Genomic DNA, 22,031 nt, shown 5'->3' on the forward strand with positions numbered 1-22,031 from the left:
TGGCCGCATTGTCTTTGAGTGCAGGTCTTTCGGCCTGAGCAACTGGATGACCCATATGAACACAGAACAAGCCTTGGCACTGCTCGGGGGCCTGAGCCCCAGCCAATTCATGAAGCGCCATTGGCAAAAAAAGCCTTTGCTGGTGCGCAATGCCATCCCGGGCTTTGTGCCCTGCGTGGGCCGCGCTGACTTGGTGGCACTGGCGGGCGACGAGGGCGTAGAGTCGCGTTTGATCGTGGATTCGCCCAAGGGCTGGAAGATGAAGCACGGCCCATTTCCGAAGCGAAGTCTGCCGCCGTTTAGCCAGAATAAGTGGACTTTTTTGGTGCAAGGCGTCGACTTGCACCACGACGGTGTGCACGCGCTGATGCAGCAGTTCCGCTTTGTTCCGGATGCACGGCTGGACGATGTGATGATCAGCTACGCCACCGATGGGGGTGGTGTGGGGCCGCACTTTGACAGCTATGACGTATTTTTGTTGCAGGCGCATGGCCAGCGCCGCTGGCGCATAGGCCGCAACAAAGACTTGACTCTGCAATCGGGCGTGCCGCTCAAGATTTTGCAAAACTTTGAAGCCGAAGAAGAATTTTTACTCAACCCCGGCGACATGCTTTATCTGCCCCCCAAATACGCCCACGACGGTGTGGCCAAGGGGGAGTGCATGACCTGGTCGATGGGATTTCGGGCGCCGCAAGAGGGCGAGTTGGCGCGTGAGTTGTTGCTGGGCTTGGCCGATGAGGCTTTCGACGGTGTGGGTGACGCGCTTTACCGCGATCCGAAACAAGCGGCTGTGTCGTCTTCTGCCGCTATTCCACAGGCTTTGGCTGGCTTTGCACGGCAAGTCGTTAACAAAGCACTGCAAAACCCTCAGCTCCTCGACAGCTTGCTCGGGGAGTACCTGACCGAGCCGAAAGCGCATGTTTGGTTCGATGGCACACAAGGCGAGCTTGATGTTTCGGCGGGCGTTCAGCTCAACCGGCGCACCAAAATGATGTACGACAGGCAGCACATTTTCATCAACGGTGAGAGCTTCAAGGTGGGAGGGCGTGATGCGATCGCTTTGCGTCAATTGGCTGATGATCGCGTCATTAACGGGAGAAAAGTGAAGACTTTAAGTGCAGATGCGAAGTATGCGTTGCTGGATTGGGCCAGCGCGGGTTGGCTGCAAGCTTTGTGAGTTTGATTTCTAAGTGTTATTTACTGCACCAAATAAATGCAAGACAAGAGCAAGCTTTCTTTCGTATGACTAGGGAAAACGCTATAATCCGAGGCTGAGTACAAAAGAGCTCGAGTGCTTTTGGCTCAGTCTCAACGGATTTAACACCCGTTGAAACAATTTCCGGAAATTGTTTTCAAATTCACACCTTAGGAACATCAAAATGAACAAGTCCCTCGTTCTGGCCGTTTTCATCGCTGCTGCTGCTTTGTCCGCTTGCGGCAAAAAAGAAGCCCCAGCACCAGCGCCAGCACCTGCAGCAGCGCCTGCCGCTGCCCCAGCAGCTGACGCATCGGCTCCTGCCGCTGCCCCAGCAGCTGACGCATCGGCTCCTGCCGCTGGCGCTTCTGCTCCCAAGTGATCAATTTCATCCGGTACAAACCGGATGGGTCACAAAAAAACCCCGCTTTGCGGGGTTTTTTTCGTCTTGAAATCACGCGTTCAGCGCAACTCGGCCGCAATCAACTTTAAGATGCGCTCGGAATCCTGGGCCGATGCTTCGGGTTGACCTCTGGCGGTCAGAACGCGCAGCGTGCTTTGGTTGTCGCCAGAAGACGTGACGCTGATCTGATATTTGGTCAGCGTCGAAGGCACATCTTTTTTGCTGGAAAACAGTCGTCCGAGGAATCCCTTCGGTTCGTTGGTGGTGCCAGCGGCCACATAACGCACAAAGTACACACCTGCCGAGCGGTCACGGTCTTCCACGGTGAACCCGCTGCGGTCCAATGCAACGCCTGTGCGGCGCCACGCGCGGTCCAGGTTGTCCCGAAGCACGATAGCCGGCTGGCCATTAAGGCTACTGACCTGGCTGATGTTGTCTGGTGTGTTGCTGGCTGCTGCAGCGGTTGTTTTGGCGACTTCTGGCGAGGTGCCCAGTTTGACCATCAGGCGGCGCAGGAATTCGATTTCCAGCTCAGGGTCGCTGGGACGGGGTTGCCATATGGTGGAGCCTTTTTGATTGTCAGCGTAGTTTTCAACCATGCCCCGGTGGGTGATGTAGATTTCAACGCCACCCTGTGCCTGACGTTCTACGCGGGTTCTGAATTTGTCGCGCTCACCTGTTGAATACAACGTGTCCAGCACTTTGCCCAAAGTCCTGCGAATGAAATCTTGGGGCAGCTTGGCCCTGTTTTCGGCCCAATCGGTTTCCATGACGCCGATGTCGGGTGCATCCGTGGTCAGCACAAAGCCATTGCTGGTCCAGAATTCCCGCAGGGGCTCCCAGATTTTGTCGGCTGGCAAGCTGGCCACCAGCCAGCGCTGATTGCCTTGACGTTCGATCCTGACGGCCCCCAGGGCGTTCGCTGCCGTGCCCGCATCGACCACGCGAATGCCCGCATTTTGAAAACCCGAAGCTGTAGTCGACGTGCTCTCAAGGGCGTAACGCGATTCCTTGCGCAATTGCGTCAGGTCCGGAGGCACTTCGAGTGTGGGCGCTTTGGCTGCGCTTTTGTAGTCAATCTTGTCTTCCTGCAGCATCGAGCAGCCGCTGAGCAAACTGGCCAAGGCCAGCACTGTGGCGGAGCGTTTGAAATGTAAAGAGGGCATGGCGTTGAAAAACAGAGGGTTCACAAATATCCTTGGGGTGTCCATCAAATCAGGCCGCTGGCCTTCAGGGCCGCTTCGACCACGGGCTGTTGTGACGCAGAGAGCTCGGTCATGGGCAAGCGCAAAGTGGGGCCGCACAGGCCCATGCGCTGCATGGCCCATTTCACGGGGATGGGGTTGGCTTCGACAAACAGGTTTTTGTGCACAGGCAGCAGTTTGAACTGAATGCGCATGGCTTCTTTGACGTCGCCACGGGTCGCTGCCAAGCACAGTTCATGCATCAGGCGCGGGGCCACGTTCGCGGTCACGCTGATGTTGCCAGCTCCGCCACACAGCATCAGGGCCACTGCGGTGGCGTCGTCGCCCGAAAACACCGCAAATTCTCTGGGGACATCGCGGATGAGCCACTGGGCACGCTCGATGTTGCTGGTGGCTTCCTTGATGCCGATGATGCCGTGCACCTGGGCCAGACGCAGCACCGTGTCGTGCTGCAAATCGGCCACGGTTCGGCCTGGGACGTTGTAGAGAATCACGGGCAGGGTCGGCACGGCCTCGGCAATGGCTTTGAAGTGCTGGTACAGGCCTTCTTGGGTGGGCTTGTTGTAGTAAGGCACCACTTGCAACTGAGCGTCAGCGCCAACTTTTTGTGCAAATTTGGCCAGATTGACCGCTTCGGCGGTGGAGTTCGCGCCACAACCGGCAATGATGGGAATGCGTTTGGCGGCTTGTTCAACCGAGACACGGATGATTTCACAGTGCTCTTCTACCGTCACAGTGGGCGATTCGCCTGATGTGCCCACCACAACGATGGCATCGGTGCCTTCGGCCACATGCCAGTCGATCAGTTTTCGCAAAGTCGGGTAATCCACTTTGCCATCAGCGAGCATGGGGGTGATCAGCGCAGGGATGCTGCCACGGATGGGGCGAAATTCGGTGGTCATGTCAGTGTTTCTGAGCAAGAAAAAGGACTATTTTAACGAGTGCAAGTCACCGGGCGATTGGCACACCTTGCAAGGGGGCAAAGCCATGAAAAGCTAGAGGCTGGCGCAGTTTCAGGCAGGGTGCAACGGTCTGCGTTCAAAGGCCTCGGTTGGCCCGGACCTCACAGCCACAATACGCTGCACAAAGCGGTCCGGCGAGGTCTCAAAGCCGTCTTCGTAAGACACCGTGCGCAAGCCTTCGGTGACCCTGAGCAGCTCACCGGGCTGCAGCAAAAAGTCAGGCCGAGAGGGTTTGCCCACGCTTTCGTTGCCTACTGCAAAGGTTTCGTAGATCAGCACGCCACCCGGAGCCACGCTGCCCACGAGGGTGGGCAGCAGCGGGCGCCAGAGGTAATGGGTCACCACCACGCAGCCGAATGTTTGTCCAGCAAAGGGCCATGGGCCGTTTTCAATGTCGGCGCAAATGACCGAACCGCTGCCTTGGGCCAGCGCCACGGCTTCAGGGTTGCGGTCCACGCCCGTGACACGGTGTCCCAAAGTGGCCAAATAACGCATGTGACGGCCTGCGCCGCAGGCCACATCAAGCACGGTGCTGCCCGGGGCAATCAGGTGGGCCCAGCGTTGCAGCCAAGCGGAGGGGTTTTCGGTGCCATGCATGTCGTCGGCGCTTTCAAGGCAGTGGAGGGGCTAAAAGCAGGACCACAGTTGTTCGGACAGCATGATGACCACGTCGGACTGGCCATACAGCCAGAATGTCAGGCCCAGGGCTGCAGCCCCCAGCAACAGCGAGGTTTGCCGGGTGCTCATGTGGTTTGAGGGGGGGTGCGGGTGATCGGGCTTTCGCGTACCGGGAGATTGGCCAAGGCTGCAAAAATGCCCAAGGCAATGGCCAAGTACCAAACGACATCGTAACTGCCGGTTTTGTCGTACAAATACCCGCCCAGCCACACGCCCATGAATGAGCCAATTTGGTGGCCGAAAAAGATGAAGCCGCTGAGCATGGACAAATGCGCGACGCCAAAGATTTGCGCCACTGCCGCGTTGGTGGGCGGCACAGTAGACAGCCACAACAAGCCTATGACGGCCGAGAAAATGTAAACACTGGTAGGCGTGAGCGGCGCCAGCAAAAACAAAGTGATGGCCGCTGAGCGGCCAATGTAGATAGAAGCCAGGATATTTTTCTTGGCAATTTTTGGGCCCATAGTGCCAGCGATGTAGGTACCAAACACGTTGAACAGGCCGATCAGGGCCAGCGCATAACTGGCCACCTGCGGCGCCAGGCCGTGGTCTTTGAGGTAGCTGGGCATGTGCACGCCAATGAATACCACCTGAAATCCGCACACGAAATAGCCCGCCATCAGCAGCTGAAAACTGGGGTACTTGAAGGCTTCCTTCAAAGCCTGGCCAATGGTTTGGTCTCGCTTGATTTGGCCGGGCCCGTTCAGGCCTGGTTCGCGCAGACCCCAAGCCAGCGGGATGATCAGCATCGCTGCCGCAGCCAAAATAACCAAAGCGGTTTGCCAGCCCATTTGGCTGATCAACAAGCCCTCGACAGGCACCATCAAAAACTGACCAAAACTGCCGGCTGCTGCCGCCACGCCCATGGCCCAAGAGCGGCGCTCTGCGGGGACGTTGCGACCAATCACGCCGTAAATGACCGCGTAGGTGGTGCCCGCTTGGGCGGTACCAATGATCACCCCGGTGAACAGGGCAAACACCCAGGGGTCGGTTGCCCAGGCCATGCCCAGCAGGCCCACACCGTAGACCATGGCACCCAAGGCAATCACGCGAAACGCACCGAACTTGTCGGCTACCATGCCCGCAAAAATGCCCATGAAACCCCAAGACAGGTTCTGGATGGCCATGGCAAAGGCGAATTCTTCACGTCCCCAGCCTTGGGCCTGGGTGATGGGCTGCAGCCACAGGCCAAAGCCGTGGCGAATGCCCATGGACAGAGTGACGATGGCCGCGCCACACAGGAGTACCTGGGTCAGAGACAGGGGTTTGTTTTGCATCTTCCGACTTTAACCAATAGTTTGGACAACAGCCGTCTCGCAAATGCCTCGCTCATTTATTGCGTCTTAACCACTGTCTATGCATCCAGTAGACCTTCGTAAATCACACTACAATCCGCCTCCATGGTCAACCAATCAACTGTCAAAACCTCCACCGAGTACTCCGAAGGCTCAATTCGTGTCCTCAAAGGACTAGAGCCTGTCAAGCAACGCCCGGGCATGTACACCCGCACCGACAACCCCCTGCACATCATTCAAGAAGTGCTGGACAACGCCGCCGACGAGGCGCTGGCGGGTCACGGCAAAAAGATCAAAGTCGTCCTGCACTTGGATGGATCGGTCAGCATCGAAGACGATGGCCGGGGCATTCCATTTGGCATGCACCCTGAAGAGAAAGCGCCCGTGATCGAGCTGGTGTTCACCCGTTTGCACGCGGGTGGCAAGTTCGACAAAGGCAAGGGCGGTGCCTACAGCTTCTCGGGCGGTTTGCACGGTGTGGGGGTGAGCGTCACCAACGCGCTGTCCAAGCGCCTGGAGGCCACCAGCTACCGTGAAGGCCAAGTGGCCAGCCTGGTGTTTTCTGGCGGTGATGTGATCGAACAGCTGGTGACCCGCAAGTCAGGCGAAGGCGACCGAAAGCAAGGAACCACCGTGCGCGCCTGGCCCGACGCCAAATATTTCGAGTCCAGCGCCCTGCCCATGAATGAGCTGACGCACCTGCTGCGCAGCAAGGCGGTGTTGATGCCGGGCGTGACGGTGACCTTGGTCAATGAAAAAACCAAAGAAACCCAGCAGTGGCAATACAAAGCAGGTTTGCGCGACTACCTGACGCAAACCCTGAACGGCGACCCGGTCATCCCGCTTTTTGAGGGCGAAGGCTTTGCCGATCCAAACCACGACAGCTTTGCCGAAGGCGAGGGCGCTTCATGGGCGGTGGCTTTCACCGAAGACGGCGCGCCGGTGCGAGAAAGCTACGTGAATTTGATCCCCACCAGTGCTGGCGGCACGCATGAAAGCGGTTTGCGCGACGGCTTGTTTACCGCCGTCAAAAGCTTCATCGAGCTGCATGGCTTGCTGCCCAAAGGCGTCAAGCTCATGCCCGAAGACGTGTTTGCGCGTGCCAGCTATGTGCTGAGCGCCAAGGTGCTTGACCCGCAATTCCAGGGCCAGATCAAGGAACGCCTTAACTCGCGTGACGCGGTGCGCTTGGTGTCCAGCTTTGTGCGCCCCGCGCTCGAACTTTGGCTAAACGAGCATGTGGACTTCGGTAAAAAGCTGGCCGAGTTGGCCATCAAGGCCGCGCAAACCCGCCAGAAAGCAGGACAGAAGGTCGAAAAGCGCAAGAGCTCGGGCGTGGCGGTGCTGCCCGGCAAGCTGACCGATTGCGAGAGCAAAGACATCTTGCACAACGAGGTGTTTTTGGTGGAGGGCGACTCGGCTGGCGGCAGCGCCAAGATGGGCCGTAACAAAGAGAGCCAAGCCATCTTGCCCCTGCGCGGCAAGGTGCTCAACACCTGGGAAGTGGACCGCGACCGCTTGTTTGCCAACAACGAAATCCACGACATTTCGGTGGCCATTGGCGTAGACCCGCACGGGCCGAACGACAACCCCGACATGAGCAACCTGCGCTACGGCAAGGTGTGCATCTTGTCGGATGCGGACGTGGACGGCTCGCACATTCAGGTCTTGCTGCTGACCTTGTTCTTCCGCCATTTCCCCAAGCTCATCGAAACAGGCCATTTGTATGTGGCCAGGCCCCCGCTGTTCCGCGTCGATGCGCCCGCACGCGGCAAAAAACCTGCCTCCAAAGCCTACGCGCTGGACGAAGGCGAACTCACCGCCATCATCGACAAGCTGCGCAAAGACGGCGTCAAAGAAGGCGGCTGGAGCATCAGCCGCTTCAAGGGTTTGGGCGAGATGAGCGCCGAGCAGCTGTGGGACACCACCCTCAACCCCGACACGCGCCGCTTGCTGCCCATGGAGTTGGGCCCGCTGGACAACGCGGGCACTGAAAACCTGATGATGCAACTGATGGGCAAAGGCGAAGCCGCCGCCCGACGCGAGCTGATGGAACTGCACGGCGACAGCATCGAAATCGACGTGTGATGAATCCCCTGTAGGAGCCCACCCTGTGGGCGATCGGCCGAACAAGGCTCATCGCCAGCAAACGCGCTGCCACATTGAAAGACATTGATGACCACTGACCTGTTGACCCCCGAAACCGCAGCCGCGCCCGAAGGCGACCACTTGGGCGCCTACGCCCAGCGAGCCTACTTGGAATACGCGCTCTCCGTCGTCAAAGGCCGCGCCTTGCCCGATGTGTGCGACGGCCAGAAACCCGTCCAGCGGCGTATTTTGTATTCGATGGACCGGATGGGTTTGTCGTACAGCGGCCCCAACAACAACACCGCCGCCAAGCCCGTCAAAAGCGCCCGTGTGGTGGGCGATGTGCTGGGCCGTTACCACCCGCACGGCGACACGGCGGCGTATGACGCGCTGGTGCGCATGGCGCAAGACTTTTCGCAACGCTACCCGCTCATAGACGGCCAGGGCAACTTTGGCAGTCGAGACGGCGATGGCGCAGCCGCCATGCGTTACACCGAAGCGCGGCTGTCGCGCATCACCAGCTTGCTGCTCGACGAGATCGACATGGGCACGGTGGACTTCATCCCCAACTACGACGGCTCCACCGAAGAGCCGCGCCAGTTGCCCGCCCGTTTGCCCTTCAGCTTGCTCAATGGCGCGAGCGGCATCGCCGTGGGCCTGGCCACCGAAATCCCCAGCCACAACCTGCGCGAAGTGGCCGATGCTTGTGTCGCCCTGATCAAAAACGACAAGCTGAGCGACAGCGAGTTGATGGCCATCATCCCCGGCCCCGACTATCCCGGTGGCGGCCAGATCATCAGCCCGGCCAGCGACATTGCCGATGCCTACCGCACAGGGCGCGGTAGCCTCAAAGTACGTGCCCGTTGGAAGATCGAAGACCTCGCCCGTGGCCAGTGGCAGCTGGTGGTGACCGAGTTGCCGCAAGGCGTGAGCTCGCAGCGTGTGCTCGAAGAGATTGAAGAACTCACCAACCCCAAAGTCAAAGCCGGTAAAAAAGCGCTCAGCGCTGACCAAGTGTTGCTCAAAGCCAGCATTCTCGCCGTGCTCGATGTGGTGCGCGACGAATCCAGCAAAGACGCCGCTGTGCGCCTGGTGTTCGAGCCCAAAACCAGCCGCATTGAACAGAGCGAACTCATCACCGCCTTGCTGGCGCACACCAGCTTGGAAACCTCGGCCCCTATCAACATGACCTCGGTGGGCATCGACGGCAAGCCGATTCAAAAGTCCTTACGCCAGATGTTGGTCGAGTGGATCAGTTTCCGCCAGATCACCATCACCCGCCGCAGCCAGCACCGCCTGAACAAAGTGCTGGACCGCATCCACATTCTGGAAGGCCGTCAGCTGGTGTTGCTCAACATCGACGAGGTGATCCGCATCATCCGCCAGAGCGACGAGCCCAAGCCCGCGCTGATCGAAGCCTTCAAACTCAGCGACCGCCAGGCCGAAGACATCCTTGAGATTCGCCTGCGCCAACTGGCCCGGCTGGAAGCGATCAAGATCGAGCAAGAGCTGAGCGAGCTGCGGGGCGAGCAGGGCAAGCTCGAAGAAATTTTGGGCAGCCCCGCTGCGCTGCGCCGCCTGATGATCAAAGAGATAGAACAGGATGCCAAAACCTTTGCCGATCCGCGCCGTACGTTGATCCAGGAAGAGAAAAAAGCCGTGGCCGAAGTCAAGGTGGTGGACGAGCCTGTGACGGTGGTCGTGTCAGAAAAAGGCTGGGTGCGCGCCCGCACGGGCCATGGCCACGACGCCACCAGCTTCGCCTTCAAGGCGGGCGACGGCCTGTATGGCACTTTCGAATGCCGCACGGTGGACACGCTGCTGATCTTCGGCAGCAACGGCCGCATCTACAGCGTACCTGTGGCCACCTTGCCCGGCGCTCGCGGTGACGGCCAACCGGTGACCACGCTCATCGAGCTGGAACCCACCACGCAAATCGCCCACTACTTTGCAGGCCCCGCCCACGCTACGCTGCTGCTGAGCGGCTCAGGCGGCTACGGCTTCAAGGCCTCGGTCGAGAACATGATTTCGCGCAACAAGGCGGGCAAAGCCTTCATCAGCCTGGGCGAGGGCGAAACCGTCTGCGCCCCGAGCCATGTGAGCGGCTCCAGCGCCACTGTGTCTGCCGACAAGCAGCCCATGCCCGCTGCCACCAGTGTCTGCTGCGCCAGCACGGGCGGTCGTGTGCTGACCTTTGAGATCAGCGAACTCAAGACCATGGAAAAAGGCGGCCGGGGCCTGATGCTGATTGACCTCGAAGCCAAAGACAGCCTAGCCGGAGCTGCGGCCTATACCCGCAGCATCAAGATCGAAGGTATTGGCCGGGGCGGCAAAGAGCGCGAAGAAACGCTGGAGATTCGCAGCCTGAATAACGCCAAAACCGCCCGCGCCAAGAAGGGCAAAGTGGCGGACTTGGGCTTCAAGCCGAATCGGGTGACGCGGGTGGAGTAATCGGGGCGCAGTGATGCTTTTTTGAGCACACACCGCCAGCCCATGCTGGTCGGGCCTTTGGCAGCTTGTCCCTGCACTTGTCCACAGCTTTGGACACGTGCTGTGGGGACAAATCGGGCTTGAAGCCAGCAGCTTAGCTCTGGGCACCCAGTAGGTAATCGATCTTGCCCACTTCGACGCCGTTGTGGCGCAGGATGGTGTAAGCCGTGGTGATGTGGAAGTACATATTGGGCAGCATCCAGCCCGTCAGGTAGTCCTGACCTTTGAGGGTACGGGTTTTGCCGGGGCCGGCAGGGAAAGTGATTTCTTTGTCTTCGGTGCCGTCCAGCGCAGCGGCAGGGACGGTAGCGATGAAGGCTACGGTTTTCTGGATGCGTTCTTTCAACTGGGCCAGCGTGGTTTCGGTGTCGTCAAACTTGGGCGCGTCGACTCCGCTCAAACGGGCCACGCCGTTTTTCACCGCGTCGCAGGCGATCAGCACTTGGCGGGTGAAAGGGAGCATGTCTGGCGCCAACCGGTAGGTGGTCAGCGCCGTGGGGTCGATCTTTTTGGCTTCAACGAACTGCTCGGCCTTGGCCAGAATATGGCTCAGGTTGGTGAGCATGCGGGTGCAAACGGGCAGGGTGGCGCTGGACATGGAAATGGTCATGAAATTCTCCTGGTTTAAATGGGTGTTTTGATGCATTAGCACGAGATCAGGTTTGTGCCTTACTGGCGCTTGCTGAACTTTTGCCAATACTGGAATTCATCCTCACGGACTTCGTATTCCAGGTCTTCTACACGCATGAGCATGCGTTCTTTGACGTCACTCACGGCGCGGTTGTAAATGCTGGGGCCGATTTCTTCCAGCACAAAGCCGAGCAAAGCGCCGGCGGTGATGTTGCCGATTTTTTGCTCAAAATTGTCCATGAAATAGCGCTCGATGCTGGCAATGGCCTGGGCGCGGTCATCTTTGCTCAGTTCGATGGCCATGGTCCTTGTCACCCGATTTCGGCGATCAGTTCGATCTCAACGCAAGCGCCCATGGGGATTTGGGCCACCCCAAATGCGCTGCGGGCATGGGCACCCACTTGGGGTCCGAAAACCTGCCCCAGCAATTCGCTGCAGCCGTTGGTGACCAGGTGCTGTTCGGTGAAGTCGCCTGTGGAGTTGACCAGGCTCATCACTTTGACAATGCGCTTGATCCGGTTGAGATCGCCCAAGGCCGCGTGCAAAGTGCCCATCAGATCAATGGCCACGGCACGTGCAGCTTGCTGGCCTTCGGGGGTGTCGATGTTCTTGCCCAGTTGCCCCACCCACGCTTTGCCGTCTTTTTTGGCGACGTGGCCCGACAAAAAGACCAGATTGCCGGTTTGCACAAAAGGGACATAAGCTGCAGCAGGTACGGCCACGGGGGGCAGCTCGATGTTCAGGGACTTCAGGGTGTCATAGACGTTCATGTCGTGGGCTCTTGGTGTGGGTGGATCGGCGCTGACCATAGGCCAGTGCTGGGATTGTCGCCGAAACGCATTCAAGCTTTGATCATTTGAAAGAGCATGAGACCCGTCTAAAATGTATAAAAAAGTACGCTTTGCATCAATGCTGAGCGATTCCCACCACCAGCCCATCCAGGGAGGCTGTCGTGAATCTCAATTCAAGCCTGCACTCCAGCCCAACTTTCATGCCGCAGGTTTGGCCATGAGCGCTCGCACAGGACAAGGTTGGTTATTTGCCCTGGTTGCTTGGTGTGCTGGAATCGCTTTGCAGCTGCAGCAAGAGACACTTTGGGCCGTTTTGGCTTATGTCTCACTGGCGTCCTTGGCGGGTGGCGCAGGTTGGTTGATCAACCGCCAAAAACCGACCTTAGGGCTCAGAACCCTCCATATAGGGGGAGTGTTGGTCTGTCTTTCGTATGCTGTCACGGGTTTGCATGCGTTGTCGCGGTCGCTGGCCATCGACCCAGCGTTGGAGGGTCAGGACTTGGATGTGGTGGGTGTGGTGCAAGCCATGCCCCAGCGGCAAGACGTGGGGTGGCGTTTTCGTTTTCGCATTGAGCAAGCCTGGCGGGTTGACCCATCAGGTCAAAGCCGCGCGATCGACTTGGACACCGAACTGCCCTCGCAGGTGTACTTGGGGTGGTATGGGCAAGATGGCAGACACGACAGCGGATGGAACCTGTCGGCATTGCCCGAGCCTGTGAAGGCGGGCGAGCGATGGCGATTGCGTGTCCGCTTGAAAGCGCCGCATGGCCATCTGAACCCCAGGGGTTTTGATTACGAGCTGTGGCTGTGGGAGCAAAACATTCGCGCCACCGGGTATGTCCGAACTGGCGTCAAAGACCCGAGCCCAGAGCGGCTGGCCAGTACGGGGCGGCACCCGATAGAAAGCTGGAGGCAGTTGGTTCGCGATCGTTTACTGACCCATCTTGCCGCGGTGCCCGGTGGTGCATCGTCAGCGCAACACAGTGGCGTGATCGCTGCCTTGGTCACAGGCGATCAGGCCGCCATCGAGCGAAGCGATTGGGACCTCTTTCGGGCCACCGGCGTGGCCCATTTGATGAGCATTTCAGGCCTGCATGTGACCATGTTCGCCTGGTTGGCTTCGCTGGTCGTGGCTTGGGGCTGGCGTCGGTCGGTGCTTTGGGGATTTGCCGGGGCCTTGCGGTGGCCTGCCCCTCAGGTGGGGGCCTTGGCGGGACTTGTGCTGGCAGGTTTTTATGCCTTGTTCAGTGGTTGGGGGGTGCCCGCGCAGCGCACGATGTGGATGTTGGCGGTGGTGGTGGTGCTCAAACTGTCGGCCCGGCTTTGGCCTGGGCCATTGGTCTGGGCTTTGGCCGGGGCGGTGGTGCTGACATGGGACCCTTGGGCCATGTTGCAGCCGGGCTTTTGGCTCAGTTTTGTGGCTGTGGGAATTTTGATGGCGACTGGAAATGCCTGGGATCCAGGGCAAAAGCCATTGGCGGGGGCCAGTGCTTGGCTAGGACGTGCTGGGTCATTGGTTCGGGAGCAGTTCATTGTCACAGTCGCCTTGGCACCGCTTGGATTGTTATTTTTTGGGCAGATTTCTTTGGTGGGCTTGCTTGCCAATTTGCTGGCCATTCCCTGGGTGACTTTCTTGGTCACGCCATTGGCCATGCTGGGGGTGGTGTGGTCGGGCGCTTGGGAATTGGCAGCTTGGGCTTTGCAGCCGCTGTCGGTGGTGTTGACTTGGATGGCTTCATGGCCCATGTCCTCTGTGTCTATGGCCATGGCGCCTTGGGGCTTCGCTGCTTTGGCCTTGTTATGCGCCGTGGTGCTGGTGCTCAAAGCGCCCTTGTCTTGGAAGTTGCTCTGTTTGCCGCTCCTGTGGCCCGTTCTTTTTTGGCAAGCGCCCAGACCTGCAGCGGGCACTTTTGAGTTGTTGGCCGCTGATGTGGGCCAAGGCAACGCGGTGCTGGTGCGAACCGCACAGCACAGCTTGCTGTACGACGCAGGGCCAAGTTATTCACCCGAAAGTGATGCGGGGCACCGTGTGTTGGTGCCCTTGCTTGCGCAGATGGGCGAGCGCATTGACACCTTGATGCTGAGTCACCGCGACAGCGACCACACCGGGGGCGCGGCGGCGGTGCTGGCCATGCAGCCTCAAGCGGCGTTGTGGTCTTCTTTGGAAGAGGGCCACCCTTTGCACAGCCTGCGGCCTGGCTGGACGCGCTGCCAAGCCGGGCAATCCTGGGTCTGGGATGGGGTGCTTTTTGAGATCCTTCATCCGCATGCGCAAGCCACGGGCATGCCGCTGGATAAAAAAACCAAGCCCAATGCGGTCAGCTGTGTGCTGCGCATCAGCCACGGCACAGCTTCGGCTTTGTTGGCGGGTGACATTGAGGCCCCGCAAGAGTTGGCCTTGGTGGCGTCTGGCCTTCAACCCGTGAACCTGCTCTTGGTGCCACACCATGGCAGCAAAACATCGTCCACTGGCCCATTCATCGAAGCCTTGAAGCCCCAAGTGGCCGTGGTTCAAGCCGGCTACCGCAACCGCTACGGCCATCCGGCAGAGCCTGTGGTTCAGCGTTACAAGGCGTTGGGCATTGACTTGGTTGAAAACACCCGCTGTGGCGCTGCGCGCTGGGTCAGCTCAAAACCCGAGGCGGTGCACTGTGAAAGGGATTGGGCTCGGCGGTATTGGCACCACACCGTGCCTCCTTGATCTGTGGCAAGGGTGCGCTGATCCTGATGGTCAGCAGCTCACTCGGAGAGCGTCAGCACCACAGGCGTGTGGTCGCTAGGACGCTCGTTTTTGCGTGGAGCGCGATCGATCACGCAGGCGCTGGCGCGTGCTTTGAGGGCTTGTGAAATCAAAATGTGGTCGATGCGCAAGCCCCGATTGCGGCGGAACCCGAACTCGCGGTAATCCCACCAGCTGTAGCTTTTTTCGGGCTGCTCAAACAAACGGAAGCTGTCGGCCAGGCCCAAATCGGTCAGGGCTTGCAGCTTTTCACGCTCAGCCACGGTGCAGTGGATGGTGTCTTTCAGGCCCACCGGGTCCCACATGTCGAGTTCGTCAAAGGTGATATTGAAGTCGCCCGTGATCACCAAATTCGGGTGCTTTTGCATCTCGCTTTGCACCCAGTCGCGCAGGGCATCTAGCCAGCGCATTTTGTAGACAAACTTGTCGCTGTCCGGTGCTTGGCCATTCGGAAAATAAGCACCGATTACACGCACCGTGCCACCCGCCCCATCGGCGTAAGTGGCGGCGATCACGCGGGACATGTCGTCTTCAAAACCGGGGATGTTTTTGACGACCTCCGAGCCTTCGGCTTTGGAGATCAGCGCCACGCCGTTGTAGGTTTTTTGGCCAAACCACTGGGCTTGGTAACCCGCCTCGGTGAAAGCTGCCACAGGAAATTTGTCGTCCGTGAGCTTGAGTTCTTGCAAGGCCAGCACCTCGGTGGGGTTGGCGGCCAGCCAGTCCAGCACTTGCGGCAGACGCACGGACAAGGAGTTCACATTCCAGGTGGCAATTTTCATGGCTTGATGGTGTGTTGGTAGGTGACGAAGGCAAAGCCCAAGCCACTTGTCGTGGTGTGCTGTTCCCGTTGAACCTCTTGCCACTGGGCGCCCAGTTCGGGCGCGAAGGCGTCGCCTTCAAAGTCTGCATCGATCTCGGTCACCACGGCCGTGCTGGCCAGGGGCTCAGCTTGACGGTAAATCTCGGCGCCGCCCATGATCCAGGCTTCGGTTACATCGCCGCAGAGGCGCATGGCGTCTTCGATCGAGTTGGCATGCTTTGCGCCTTCGACATGCCAGTCGGTTTGGCGTGTGATGACGATGTTCAATCGCCCTGGCAGCGGCCGAAAACGCGCAGGCAGAGAGTCCCAGGTCTTGCGGCCCATGATGACCGGCTGACCGAGCGTGACGCGCTTGAAGTGCGCCAAGTCCTCGGGCAGGTGCCAGGGCATTTCGTTGTCTTTGCCGATCACGCCGTTGCGGGATCGGGCATAAATGAGGTGCAGCTTCATCAGACCGCGACAGGTGCCTTGATGGCCGGGTGGCATTCGTAACCCACCACTTCGAAATCCTCGAATTCGTAATCCAGGATCGAAGAAGGCTTGCGCTTGATGTTCAGGGTTGGGTAGGCCATGGGCGCACGACTCAATTGCAGTTCCACCTGCTCGTGGTGATTGCTATAAATGTGGCAATCCCCACCCGTCCAGATGAAGTCACCCACATCCATGTCGCACTGCTGCGCCACCATGTGCGTGAGCAGCGCATAGCTGGCGATGTTGAAGGGCACGCCCAAAAAGATGTCGGCGCTGCGCTGGTAAAGCTGGCAGCTGAGTTTGGGCTTGTCACCAGGTTTTTGTGCTGGGGCGACATAGAACTGGAAAAACGCGTGGCAAGGCATGAGCGCCATTTGGTCCAGTTCGGCCACATTCCAAGCGCTAACGATGATGCGGCGCGAATTGGGGTTGTTTTTCAGCGTTTCCATGACTTGCTGAATCTGGTCAATGTGGCCGCCACCGGGTGTGGGCCAGCTGCGCCATTGAACGCCGTAAACCGGGCCGAGCGAGCCATCTTCGCGCGCCCATTCGTCCCAGATGGTGCAGCCGCGTTCTTGCAGCCATTTCACATTGCTGTCGCCGCGCAAAAACCACAGCAACTCCACGATGATGGCCCGTAAAAAAACCTTTTTGGTGGTGACCAGCGGAAAGCCTTCGTTCAAATCAAACCGCATCTGGTGGCCAAACACGCTGCGCGTACCGGTGCCGGTGCGATCGCCTTTTTGCACACCTGTTGAGTAAACGTGGCGCATGAAGTCTTCGTATTGGCTGCGGACAGGGCGGGTAGGGATGTTCATGATGGTTGAGTTTAAGGCACGAATTAACGCTATGCTCGTGTGTTGATTGCATTGAATTTGAGGGTCCAAAATGACTTTTTTTCGTCTTGGTTTTTTTGAATGCTTATGTTTGACCTGCGGTTTTTTGACGTCTTTTGCCATACAGGCAGCCGACGCCCCCGTAGCCGTGGTCAATGGCGTGTCTATTGCGGCACGCTTGATGGACCGCAACGTCCAGGCCAATGTGGCCCAGGGCCAAAGAGATACGCCCGAGTTGCGTGCTGCGGTCAAGCAAGAGCTGGTGGCGCGCGAGTTGATGGCCCAAGAGGCGCAAAAACGCGGCCTCGACAAGTTGCCCGCCACGCAAGACGCCTTGACTGCAATGCGCCAAAACCTACTGATTGAGTTGCTCCTGAATGACGAGTTCACCAAAAACCCGATTGCTGAAGCCGAGCTCAAGGCCGAGTACGAGCGCCAGGTCAAGGCCTTGAAGGCGGCGGGTGATTTGCAGCAGTTCCAGATATCAACCATCGTTTTGTCGTCAGAGGCCGATGCACGTTCTGTGATGACGGCGGTGCGTGACGGTCAGGCGTTTGACGCCTTGGCCAAGACCCGGTCGATGGACCCGAGTAAAGACAAAGGTGGTGAGCTGGGTTGGTTCTTGCCCGACCAGATTGCGCCCGCGATTTCGAATGTGGTGGTCAATCTGGCACCAGGCGCTGTGTCGGCCGCCCCGATCCAGGTCGGCCCTTACTGGCATGTGGTCAAACTGACCGCCAAGCGCTCTTACCAGGTGCCCGGTTTTGACGAAAGCAAAAACCTTGTGCAAGCCGCCGTGGTGCAAAACCGCAGGGCTGCTTTTCTCAAAAAACTGACCGACGAGGCCGTGGTGAAGTGATTCCTCAAGCTGGGCGCTTCAGCCCAGCACTCGCCCTGGATTGAGCAGGTTGTGGGGGTCCAGTGCTTTTTTCACGGAACGCATCATGGCAAGGGCCGTGGGGTCTTTGTAAAGCGGCAGCTTGTTCACTTTTTGTTCGCCCACGCCATGTTCAGCGCTGATTGAGCCACCAAAGCGTTTGACCTGATTGAACACCAAGGTGTTGATCTTGTCCTCGAAGGTACGCACAAAACCGTGGCCATCCGCCCCCTCGGGCGCTTGGACGTTGTAGTGAAGGTTGCCGTCACCCAAGTGCCCAAAGTCAACCAAGCGCACGCCGGGCACCTCGCGCTCAAGCAGGGCGTCTGTTTCGGCCACAAAGGTCGGGATGCTTGACACCGGGATGCTGATGTCGTGCTTGATGTTTTGGCCCTCTTGCACCTGGGCCAGGGTGATGCTTTCGCGGATGTGCCACAGCCCTTTGGCTTGCGTCAGGTTTTCTGCGACCACGGCATCGGTCACGCAACCTGCTTCAAGCGCGGCTTCGAGCAGGGCTTCAAACTGTCCCCGGGCGTGGCTTTGGCTTTCGCTGTCGGAGTTTTCCAGCAACACGCACCAAGGCGTTTCTTGCCACAAGGGCACGCGCAGTTGGGGGTAGTGTTTGTCAACCAAGCCTAACGCGAACTGGCCCATGACCTCAAAGCCCGTGAGACCTGGCCCGAGGCGCTGATGCGCAAGACCCAGCAGCTGCACAGCCGCTTCCATGCTGGGCACGGCGGCCCAGGCAGTCAGTTGCGCGGCGGGTTGGGGGTAAAGCTTCATGGTCGCGGCAGTGATGATGCCCAGCGTGCCTTCGCTGCCGATCATCAGGTTGCGCAAGTCGTAGCCGGTGTTGTCCTTGCGCAGGCCGGTCAGGCCATGCCAGACCTCACCTTGTGCAGTGACCACTTCCAGACCCAGGCACAGCTCGCGGGTGTTGCCGTAGCGCACGACTTGCGTGCCGCCCGCGTTGGTGCCCAGGTTGCCGCCAATGGTGCAGCTGCCTTCGGCGCCCAGGCTCAGGGGGAACAAAAAACCAGCGGTTTCAGCGGCAGCCTGCAGGTTTTGCAGCACACAACCGGCTTCTACGGTGATGGTCAGGTTGGCTGGGTCGATGGCGCGCACCGCGTTCATGCGGGTCATGCTCAGCACGATCTGGGTGCCCGAGCCGTTGGGCACACCGCCCACCACCAGCCCGGTGTTGCCCCCTTGCGGCACGATGGGCGTATTGGCCGCTGCGCAGGCTTTGACCACGGCGGCCACTTCTTGAGTGTGACCGGGTCGCACTACGGCGAGCGCCCGACCCTTGACGCGTTTGCGCCAGTCTTGCTCCCATGGGCTCAGGTCAGCGCCGGGGTCGGCGTGTGTGAGCACGTTGGCATGGCCACAGATGGCGCGCAGTTGCGCTATCAAGCCGGATTGGGATGGGGTCAGATCGTTCATGGCAGTCAAAAGAGAGTAGAAAGGCTGTGGCGGTCACCGCTCAGTCTCGGGGCACAGGCACAAAGTTACCTTTGGCTTTCGCGGCCTTGAAGCGGATGCGCACATGCAGCGCGCACGCTACAAATAAGGTGCTGCACAGCAAGGTTTGCAGCGCGGCAAGGCAAGAGGACGGCCAGGCATCACCCCAGGCACGCACTACGCCTTCGGTGAAATAAAGCCACACCAACAGGCTGACCCAGCGGTAGGTGTACATGCGGTTTTTCAGCAAACCGGCCACAGGGATGCACAAAGGCAGCACTTTGATGGCCCACCAGCTGCCCCCTTCGCGCAGTGGGGCCAGCCAGATTTCCCAGGCCAGGCCCAGCACGATCAGGCCCAGCAAGCTGCCCACGGCCAGCCAACGCGTCAGGTCCAGGCCCGCTGGGGCTGTTTCTTGGGGGGGGAGGGGGGAAGTTTCGGGGTTCGGATTCATTGCGATGGCATCATACCGGGCATGCAAACAACCTTGACCAAATCCGGCCTGCGCGAACACACCCGTTTGTGGTGGCAAGAGCTGTCGGTGTTTCCCTGGCGGCAGATGGGCGGCGTATTGGCCGAACGCTTTCGCGACGCGCGTTTGGGGCTCAGTGCAAGTTCGCTGACCTTCACCACCGTGTTGGCCTTGGTGCCCTTGTTTGCCCTGGGTTTGGCGGTTTTCTCTGCCTTTCCGGTGTTCGGCAAGTTCCAGGACATGCTGCAACGCTGGCTGGTCGAAAGCCTGGTGCCCGAGAGCATTGCCCGGCAGGTGCTGAGTTATTTGACCCAGTTTTCGCGCAAGGCCAGTCGCCTGGGCACAGCGGGTTTGGCGGCAGTGCTTTTGTCTGCGCTGTTCCTGATGGTGACCATCGAGCGCACGCTTGGGCAGATCTGGCGCGTACAGCGTCAGCGCCCTTTGCCCCAAAGGGTGTTGCTCTACTGGGCAGCCATCACCTTGGGGCCACTGCTTTTGGGCAGCAGCCTGGCCATCACCTCGTATGTGGTCACGGCGTCGCGCGATGTGGTGAATGTGCTGCCCGGATCGATCCGCTGGTTGCTCGACAGTTTTGAGTTTTTGCTGCTCATCGCTTGCGTGAGTGGGCTGTACTTTTATGTGCCCTACACCCGGGTGCGTTGGCGGCATGCCATCACCGCCGGTTTTTTGGTGGCCGCTTCGCTGGAGCTAGCCAAAAAAGGCATGGCTTTTTATTTGCTGGAAGTGCCCACCTATTCACTGGTCTACGGGGCCTTTGCGGCGCTGCCGATTTTGCTGGTCTGGATTTATGTGACCTGGCTACTGGTTTTGTTGGGGGCGGTGCTGGCGTCGAGCTTGCCGGAACTGGGCCGCGAGCAGTGGCGCAAACCCGAAGGCGCGGGATGGTCCTTCAGGCTGGCCCTGGAGGTGCTGGCCGAGTTGAACGCTGCCAAGTTGACTGAGCGGCGAGGCTGGAGTGCCGGGGCTTTGGCCGCCCGCTTGCGGGTGGAACTGAGCGAGTTGCAGCAAGTTCTGGCCGTCTTGCATGCGCTCGATTGGGTCGGCCGTCTGACTGAGCAAAACGACCAGGCCCAAGCCCGGCAGGTTTTGCTGATCGACCCGGCCCAGGCCCGTGCGGCCCCCCTCGCCGACCGCTTGCTGGTGCTGCGGGCTTCGGCAGCCGACCCGCTGTGGGTACAAACCGGCTTGGACCAGGTTTGGCTGGCATCCTTGCTGCCTGCAGCGCAGCTTGAAGGACCGTCCTCTGGTGTTTAACGGGTCGAAAAAGGGGCATGCAAAAAGCCGCGAAATCGGGCCCGGCCGCCGCGCTGGGGAGCTTGGGTGAGCTGGACATCGGGGAAGCGCTGTAAAAAACGGCCGATCGCCACGCGGCCTTCTAAACGCGCCAGGCTCAGGCCTGCGCACTGGTGCACCCCAAAGCCAAAGGCCAGGTGCTTGTTGCCGCTTCGGCGCAGGTCCAACTGTTCGGGGTTGGCGTAAACGGCCGGGTCGCGGTTGGCCGCACCAATGCACAGCGTAATCAGAGCCCCCGCAGGCAGATCAAAGCCGTTGACCTGGGTGGCCTGCAAGGCGCGGCGGTTGCTCAGTTGGTTGGACGATTCAAAGCGTAAAAACTCGTCCACGGCCAGGCCCATGATTTGTTCCCGTTCTTCGTCACTGGCCGCTTGTTTCAGGTCGGCCTTGAGCTGTTCGCGCTGCTCGGGCCATTCCTGCAGGCTGATGAGCGCGTTGCCGATCAGGTTGGTGGTGGTTTCGTGCCCGGCATTGAGCAGGAACACGCAGTTTTGCAGCAGCTCGACTTCGCTCAGGGCGTCGCCATCATTTCCGTTGTCTTTTTCACCCTGAATCAAGCGTGTCAGCACATCGTGCTCCGGGTCACTCGGATGCAATCGGCGATCTGCCACCAATTTGCGCAGGTAGGCCAGAAACTCGCTCACGCTGCGGTTGCCCAGCGCTTCTTGTTCAGGGCTCAGGGCGGGCTCCAGCGCCCCCAATATGGCCAGCGACCAGCCGCGAAGCGGTTCGCGCTCGGCATGCGGCACGCCCAGCAGGTTGCCGATGATCTCGACCGGAATGGCCGAGGCAAAGTCCTCGATCAGGTCGCCGCCGCCCTTCGCCTCGATCTTGTCCAGTAGGCTGTCCACCAGCAGCACCAGGCCAGGCTCCATGGCTTCAATGGCCCGGCGGGTCAACGCGCCCATGATCAGGCGGCGCACCCGGGTGTGCAGCGGCGGGTCGTTGAAGACCAGGCTGCTGGTGTGGTGCTCAAACAGCGGGGAGACGCCACTGCATGTGGCGTAGGGCGGCTGGTTGAAGGGCGCGTGGTTGTATTTGGGGCCGAATTCGACTTGCTTGTCAGAGCTGAAGACCTTGGCGTCGCGGTACACCGCCACCAGATCGGAATGACGTGTGAGGAAATACGAGCCATCGGGCATGCGCTTGAAAGGCTCGGCTTCGCGCAACGCTGCATAAACCGGGTAAGGGTTGTCCAAAAAGTCGCGCGGCAAGGCCCGCAGGTCCAGGCTTTGGGCCAACTCGCGGGTCCTGTCTGCCGACAAGGGTGGGGTGATGTGGGTAGTTGATGTGTTCATCT

At 59.5% G+C, this 22,031-nt stretch carries 20 protein-coding genes; 6 read left to right on the forward strand and 14 right to left on the reverse strand.

What is annotated here, in order from left to right; genetic code table 11:
• Positions 1-55: 55 nt before the first annotated feature.
• Positions 56-1,177 (forward strand): JmjC domain-containing protein, encoded by a 1,122-nt coding sequence (locus B9Z49_RS12180; RefSeq protein WP_108353709.1) that lies wholly within the window; start codon positions 56-58, stop codon positions 1,175-1,177.
• A 230-nt stretch (positions 1,178-1,407) separates the two neighbouring features.
• Here B9Z49_RS12180 and B9Z49_RS22040 read toward each other — a convergent pair whose 3' ends face one another.
• From B9Z49_RS22040 to B9Z49_RS12205, 5 genes are all read right to left on the reverse strand, one after another.
• Positions 1,408-1,587, reverse strand: coding sequence for a hypothetical protein (locus B9Z49_RS22040; RefSeq protein WP_199225049.1), 180 nt, complete (start codon positions 1,585-1,587; stop codon positions 1,408-1,410).
• Positions 1,588-1,657: 70 nt separating this feature from the next.
• Positions 1,658-2,764: an outer membrane protein assembly factor BamC gene (gene bamC / locus B9Z49_RS12190; protein WP_108353788.1), complete on the reverse strand. Its 1,107-nt coding sequence runs from the start codon at positions 2,762-2,764 to the stop codon at positions 1,658-1,660.
• 44 nt (positions 2,765-2,808) lie between these two features.
• A complete protein-coding gene (dapA, locus tag B9Z49_RS12195; protein ID WP_108353711.1) occupies positions 2,809-3,705 on the reverse strand; it encodes a 4-hydroxy-tetrahydrodipicolinate synthase in 897 nt (298 codons plus the stop codon).
• A gap of 111 nt (positions 3,706-3,816) precedes the next feature.
• Positions 3,817-4,362: a bifunctional 2-polyprenyl-6-hydroxyphenol methylase/3-demethylubiquinol 3-O-methyltransferase UbiG gene (locus tag B9Z49_RS12200; protein ID WP_108353712.1), complete on the reverse strand. Its 546-nt coding sequence runs from the start codon at positions 4,360-4,362 to the stop codon at positions 3,817-3,819.
• A 146-nt stretch (positions 4,363-4,508) separates the two neighbouring features.
• The gene (locus B9Z49_RS12205; RefSeq protein WP_108353713.1) at positions 4,509-5,720 is read right to left on the reverse strand and encodes an MFS transporter; all 1,212 of its coding nucleotides are present in this window, start codon (positions 5,718-5,720) and stop codon (positions 4,509-4,511) included.
• 123 nt (positions 5,721-5,843) lie between these two features.
• Here B9Z49_RS12205 and B9Z49_RS12210 point away from each other — a divergent pair, with 123 nt between their 5' ends.
• Entirely contained in the window at positions 5,844-7,826 is a 1,983-nt protein-coding gene (locus B9Z49_RS12210; RefSeq protein ID WP_108353714.1) for a DNA topoisomerase IV subunit B, read from the forward strand.
• 87 nt (positions 7,827-7,913) lie between these two features.
• Positions 7,914-10,277: a DNA topoisomerase IV subunit A gene (gene parC / locus B9Z49_RS12215; RefSeq protein WP_108353715.1), complete on the forward strand. Its 2,364-nt coding sequence runs from the start codon at positions 7,914-7,916 to the stop codon at positions 10,275-10,277.
• Between the two features lie 133 nt (positions 10,278-10,410).
• Here the strand turns inward: parC and B9Z49_RS12220 are convergent, their stop codons facing one another.
• The 3 genes from B9Z49_RS12220 to B9Z49_RS12230 are packed head-to-tail and all read right to left on the reverse strand — an operon-like array spanning position 10,411 to position 11,716.
• Positions 10,411-10,926 (reverse strand): DUF1993 family protein, encoded by a 516-nt coding sequence (locus tag B9Z49_RS12220; RefSeq protein ID WP_199225050.1) that lies wholly within the window; start codon positions 10,924-10,926, stop codon positions 10,411-10,413.
• A 59-nt stretch (positions 10,927-10,985) separates the two neighbouring features.
• Complete coding sequence (locus B9Z49_RS12225) at positions 10,986-11,249, reverse strand: DUF2164 domain-containing protein (protein ID WP_108353716.1); 264 nt, start codon at positions 11,247-11,249, stop codon at positions 10,986-10,988.
• Between the two features lie 8 nt (positions 11,250-11,257).
• Positions 11,258-11,716, reverse strand: coding sequence for a RidA family protein (locus B9Z49_RS12230; RefSeq protein WP_108353790.1), 459 nt, complete (start codon positions 11,714-11,716; stop codon positions 11,258-11,260).
• A gap of 238 nt (positions 11,717-11,954) precedes the next feature.
• Between B9Z49_RS12230 and B9Z49_RS12235 the strand changes: the two genes are divergently transcribed.
• Positions 11,955-14,438, forward strand: a complete 2,484-nt coding sequence (locus B9Z49_RS12235) for a DNA internalization-related competence protein ComEC/Rec2 (RefSeq protein WP_108353791.1) — start codon at positions 11,955-11,957, stop codon at positions 14,436-14,438.
• A gap of 38 nt (positions 14,439-14,476) precedes the next feature.
• Here B9Z49_RS12235 and xth read toward each other — a convergent pair whose 3' ends face one another.
• From xth to B9Z49_RS12250, 3 genes are read right to left on the reverse strand one after another with little or no spacing between them, the layout of a single operon-like run.
• Positions 14,477-15,259, reverse strand: coding sequence for an exodeoxyribonuclease III (xth, locus tag B9Z49_RS12240; RefSeq protein WP_108353717.1), 783 nt, complete (start codon positions 15,257-15,259; stop codon positions 14,477-14,479).
• Complete coding sequence (locus tag B9Z49_RS12245) at positions 15,256-15,750, reverse strand: dihydrofolate reductase (RefSeq protein ID WP_108353718.1); 495 nt, start codon at positions 15,748-15,750, stop codon at positions 15,256-15,258. The genes xth and B9Z49_RS12245 overlap by 4 nt, the downstream gene beginning before the upstream one ends.
• Complete coding sequence (locus tag B9Z49_RS12250; RefSeq protein WP_108353719.1) at positions 15,750-16,589, reverse strand: thymidylate synthase; 840 nt, start codon at positions 16,587-16,589, stop codon at positions 15,750-15,752. Before B9Z49_RS12250 ends, B9Z49_RS12245 begins: the two co-directional genes overlap by 1 nt.
• Positions 16,590-16,713: 124 nt before the next feature.
• On the opposite strand from B9Z49_RS12250, the gene B9Z49_RS12255 reads away from it, so the two are divergent.
• Positions 16,714-17,466, forward strand: coding sequence for a peptidylprolyl isomerase (locus B9Z49_RS12255; RefSeq protein ID WP_158273490.1), 753 nt, complete (start codon positions 16,714-16,716; stop codon positions 17,464-17,466).
• 18 nt (positions 17,467-17,484) lie between these two features.
• On the opposite strand, the gene B9Z49_RS12260 is transcribed toward B9Z49_RS12255, so the two are convergent.
• Both B9Z49_RS12260 and B9Z49_RS12265 read right to left on the reverse strand, forming a co-directional pair.
• The gene (locus B9Z49_RS12260) at positions 17,485-18,927 is read right to left on the reverse strand and encodes an FAD-binding oxidoreductase (protein WP_108353721.1); all 1,443 of its coding nucleotides are present in this window, start codon (positions 18,925-18,927) and stop codon (positions 17,485-17,487) included.
• Between the two features lie 40 nt (positions 18,928-18,967).
• On the reverse strand, positions 18,968-19,399 hold the full coding sequence (locus B9Z49_RS12265; protein ID WP_199225051.1) for a DUF2069 domain-containing protein: 432 nt from the start codon (positions 19,397-19,399) through the stop codon (positions 18,968-18,970).
• Between the two features lie 21 nt (positions 19,400-19,420).
• Here B9Z49_RS12265 and B9Z49_RS12270 point away from each other — a divergent pair, with 21 nt between their 5' ends.
• A complete protein-coding gene (locus B9Z49_RS12270) occupies positions 19,421-20,692 on the forward strand; it encodes a YihY family inner membrane protein (RefSeq protein ID WP_108353722.1) in 1,272 nt (423 codons plus the stop codon).
• Here the strand turns inward: B9Z49_RS12270 and B9Z49_RS12275 are convergent.
• Complete coding sequence (locus B9Z49_RS12275; protein WP_108353793.1) at positions 20,689-22,029, reverse strand: cytochrome P450; 1,341 nt, start codon at positions 22,027-22,029, stop codon at positions 20,689-20,691. The genes B9Z49_RS12270 and B9Z49_RS12275 overlap by 4 nt on opposite strands.
• Positions 22,030-22,031 lie beyond the last annotated feature (2 nt).

The sequence above is a fragment of the Limnohabitans sp. 2KL-51 genome (assembly GCF_003063645.1).
Classification (GTDB): domain Bacteria; phylum Pseudomonadota; class Gammaproteobacteria; order Burkholderiales; family Burkholderiaceae_C; genus Limnohabitans_A.

Coding starts and splice junctions, on each gene's coding strand:
- B9Z49_RS12180 (WP_108353709.1), top strand. CDS start 56: ATGAACACAGAACAAGCCTTGGCACTGCTCGGGGGCCTGAGCCCCAGC.
- B9Z49_RS22040 (WP_199225049.1), bottom strand. CDS start 1,587: ATGAAATTGATCACTTGGGAGCAGAAGCGCCAGCGGCAGGAGCCGATG.
- bamC (WP_108353788.1), bottom strand. CDS start 2,764: ATGCCCTCTTTACATTTCAAACGCTCCGCCACAGTGCTGGCCTTGGCC.
- dapA (WP_108353711.1), bottom strand. CDS start 3,705: ATGACCACCGAATTTCGCCCCATCCGTGGCAGCATCCCTGCGCTGATC.
- B9Z49_RS12200 (WP_108353712.1), bottom strand. CDS start 4,362: ATGCATGGCACCGAAAACCCCTCCGCTTGGCTGCAACGCTGGGCCCAC.
- B9Z49_RS12205 (WP_108353713.1), bottom strand. CDS start 5,720: ATGCAAAACAAACCCCTGTCTCTGACCCAGGTACTCCTGTGTGGCGCG.
- B9Z49_RS12210 (WP_108353714.1), top strand. CDS start 5,844: ATGGTCAACCAATCAACTGTCAAAACCTCCACCGAGTACTCCGAAGGC.
- parC (WP_108353715.1), top strand. CDS start 7,914: ATGACCACTGACCTGTTGACCCCCGAAACCGCAGCCGCGCCCGAAGGC.
- B9Z49_RS12220 (WP_199225050.1), bottom strand. CDS start 10,926: ATGACCATTTCCATGTCCAGCGCCACCCTGCCCGTTTGCACCCGCATG.
- B9Z49_RS12225 (WP_108353716.1), bottom strand. CDS start 11,249: ATGGCCATCGAACTGAGCAAAGATGACCGCGCCCAGGCCATTGCCAGC.
- B9Z49_RS12230 (WP_108353790.1), bottom strand. CDS start 11,716: ATGAACGTCTATGACACCCTGAAGTCCCTGAACATCGAGCTGCCCCCC.
- B9Z49_RS12235 (WP_108353791.1), top strand. CDS start 11,955: ATGAGCGCTCGCACAGGACAAGGTTGGTTATTTGCCCTGGTTGCTTGG.
- xth (WP_108353717.1), bottom strand. CDS start 15,259: ATGAAAATTGCCACCTGGAATGTGAACTCCTTGTCCGTGCGTCTGCCG.
- B9Z49_RS12245 (WP_108353718.1), bottom strand. CDS start 15,750: ATGAAGCTGCACCTCATTTATGCCCGATCCCGCAACGGCGTGATCGGC.
- B9Z49_RS12250 (WP_108353719.1), bottom strand. CDS start 16,589: ATGAACATCCCTACCCGCCCTGTCCGCAGCCAATACGAAGACTTCATG.
- B9Z49_RS12260 (WP_108353721.1), bottom strand. CDS start 18,927: ATGAACGATCTGACCCCATCCCAATCCGGCTTGATAGCGCAACTGCGC.
- B9Z49_RS12265 (WP_199225051.1), bottom strand. CDS start 19,399: ATGAATCCGAACCCCGAAACTTCCCCCCTCCCCCCCCAAGAAACAGCC.
- B9Z49_RS12270 (WP_108353722.1), top strand. CDS start 19,421: ATGCAAACAACCTTGACCAAATCCGGCCTGCGCGAACACACCCGTTTG.
- B9Z49_RS12275 (WP_108353793.1), bottom strand. CDS start 22,029: ATGAACACATCAACTACCCACATCACCCCACCCTTGTCGGCAGACAGG.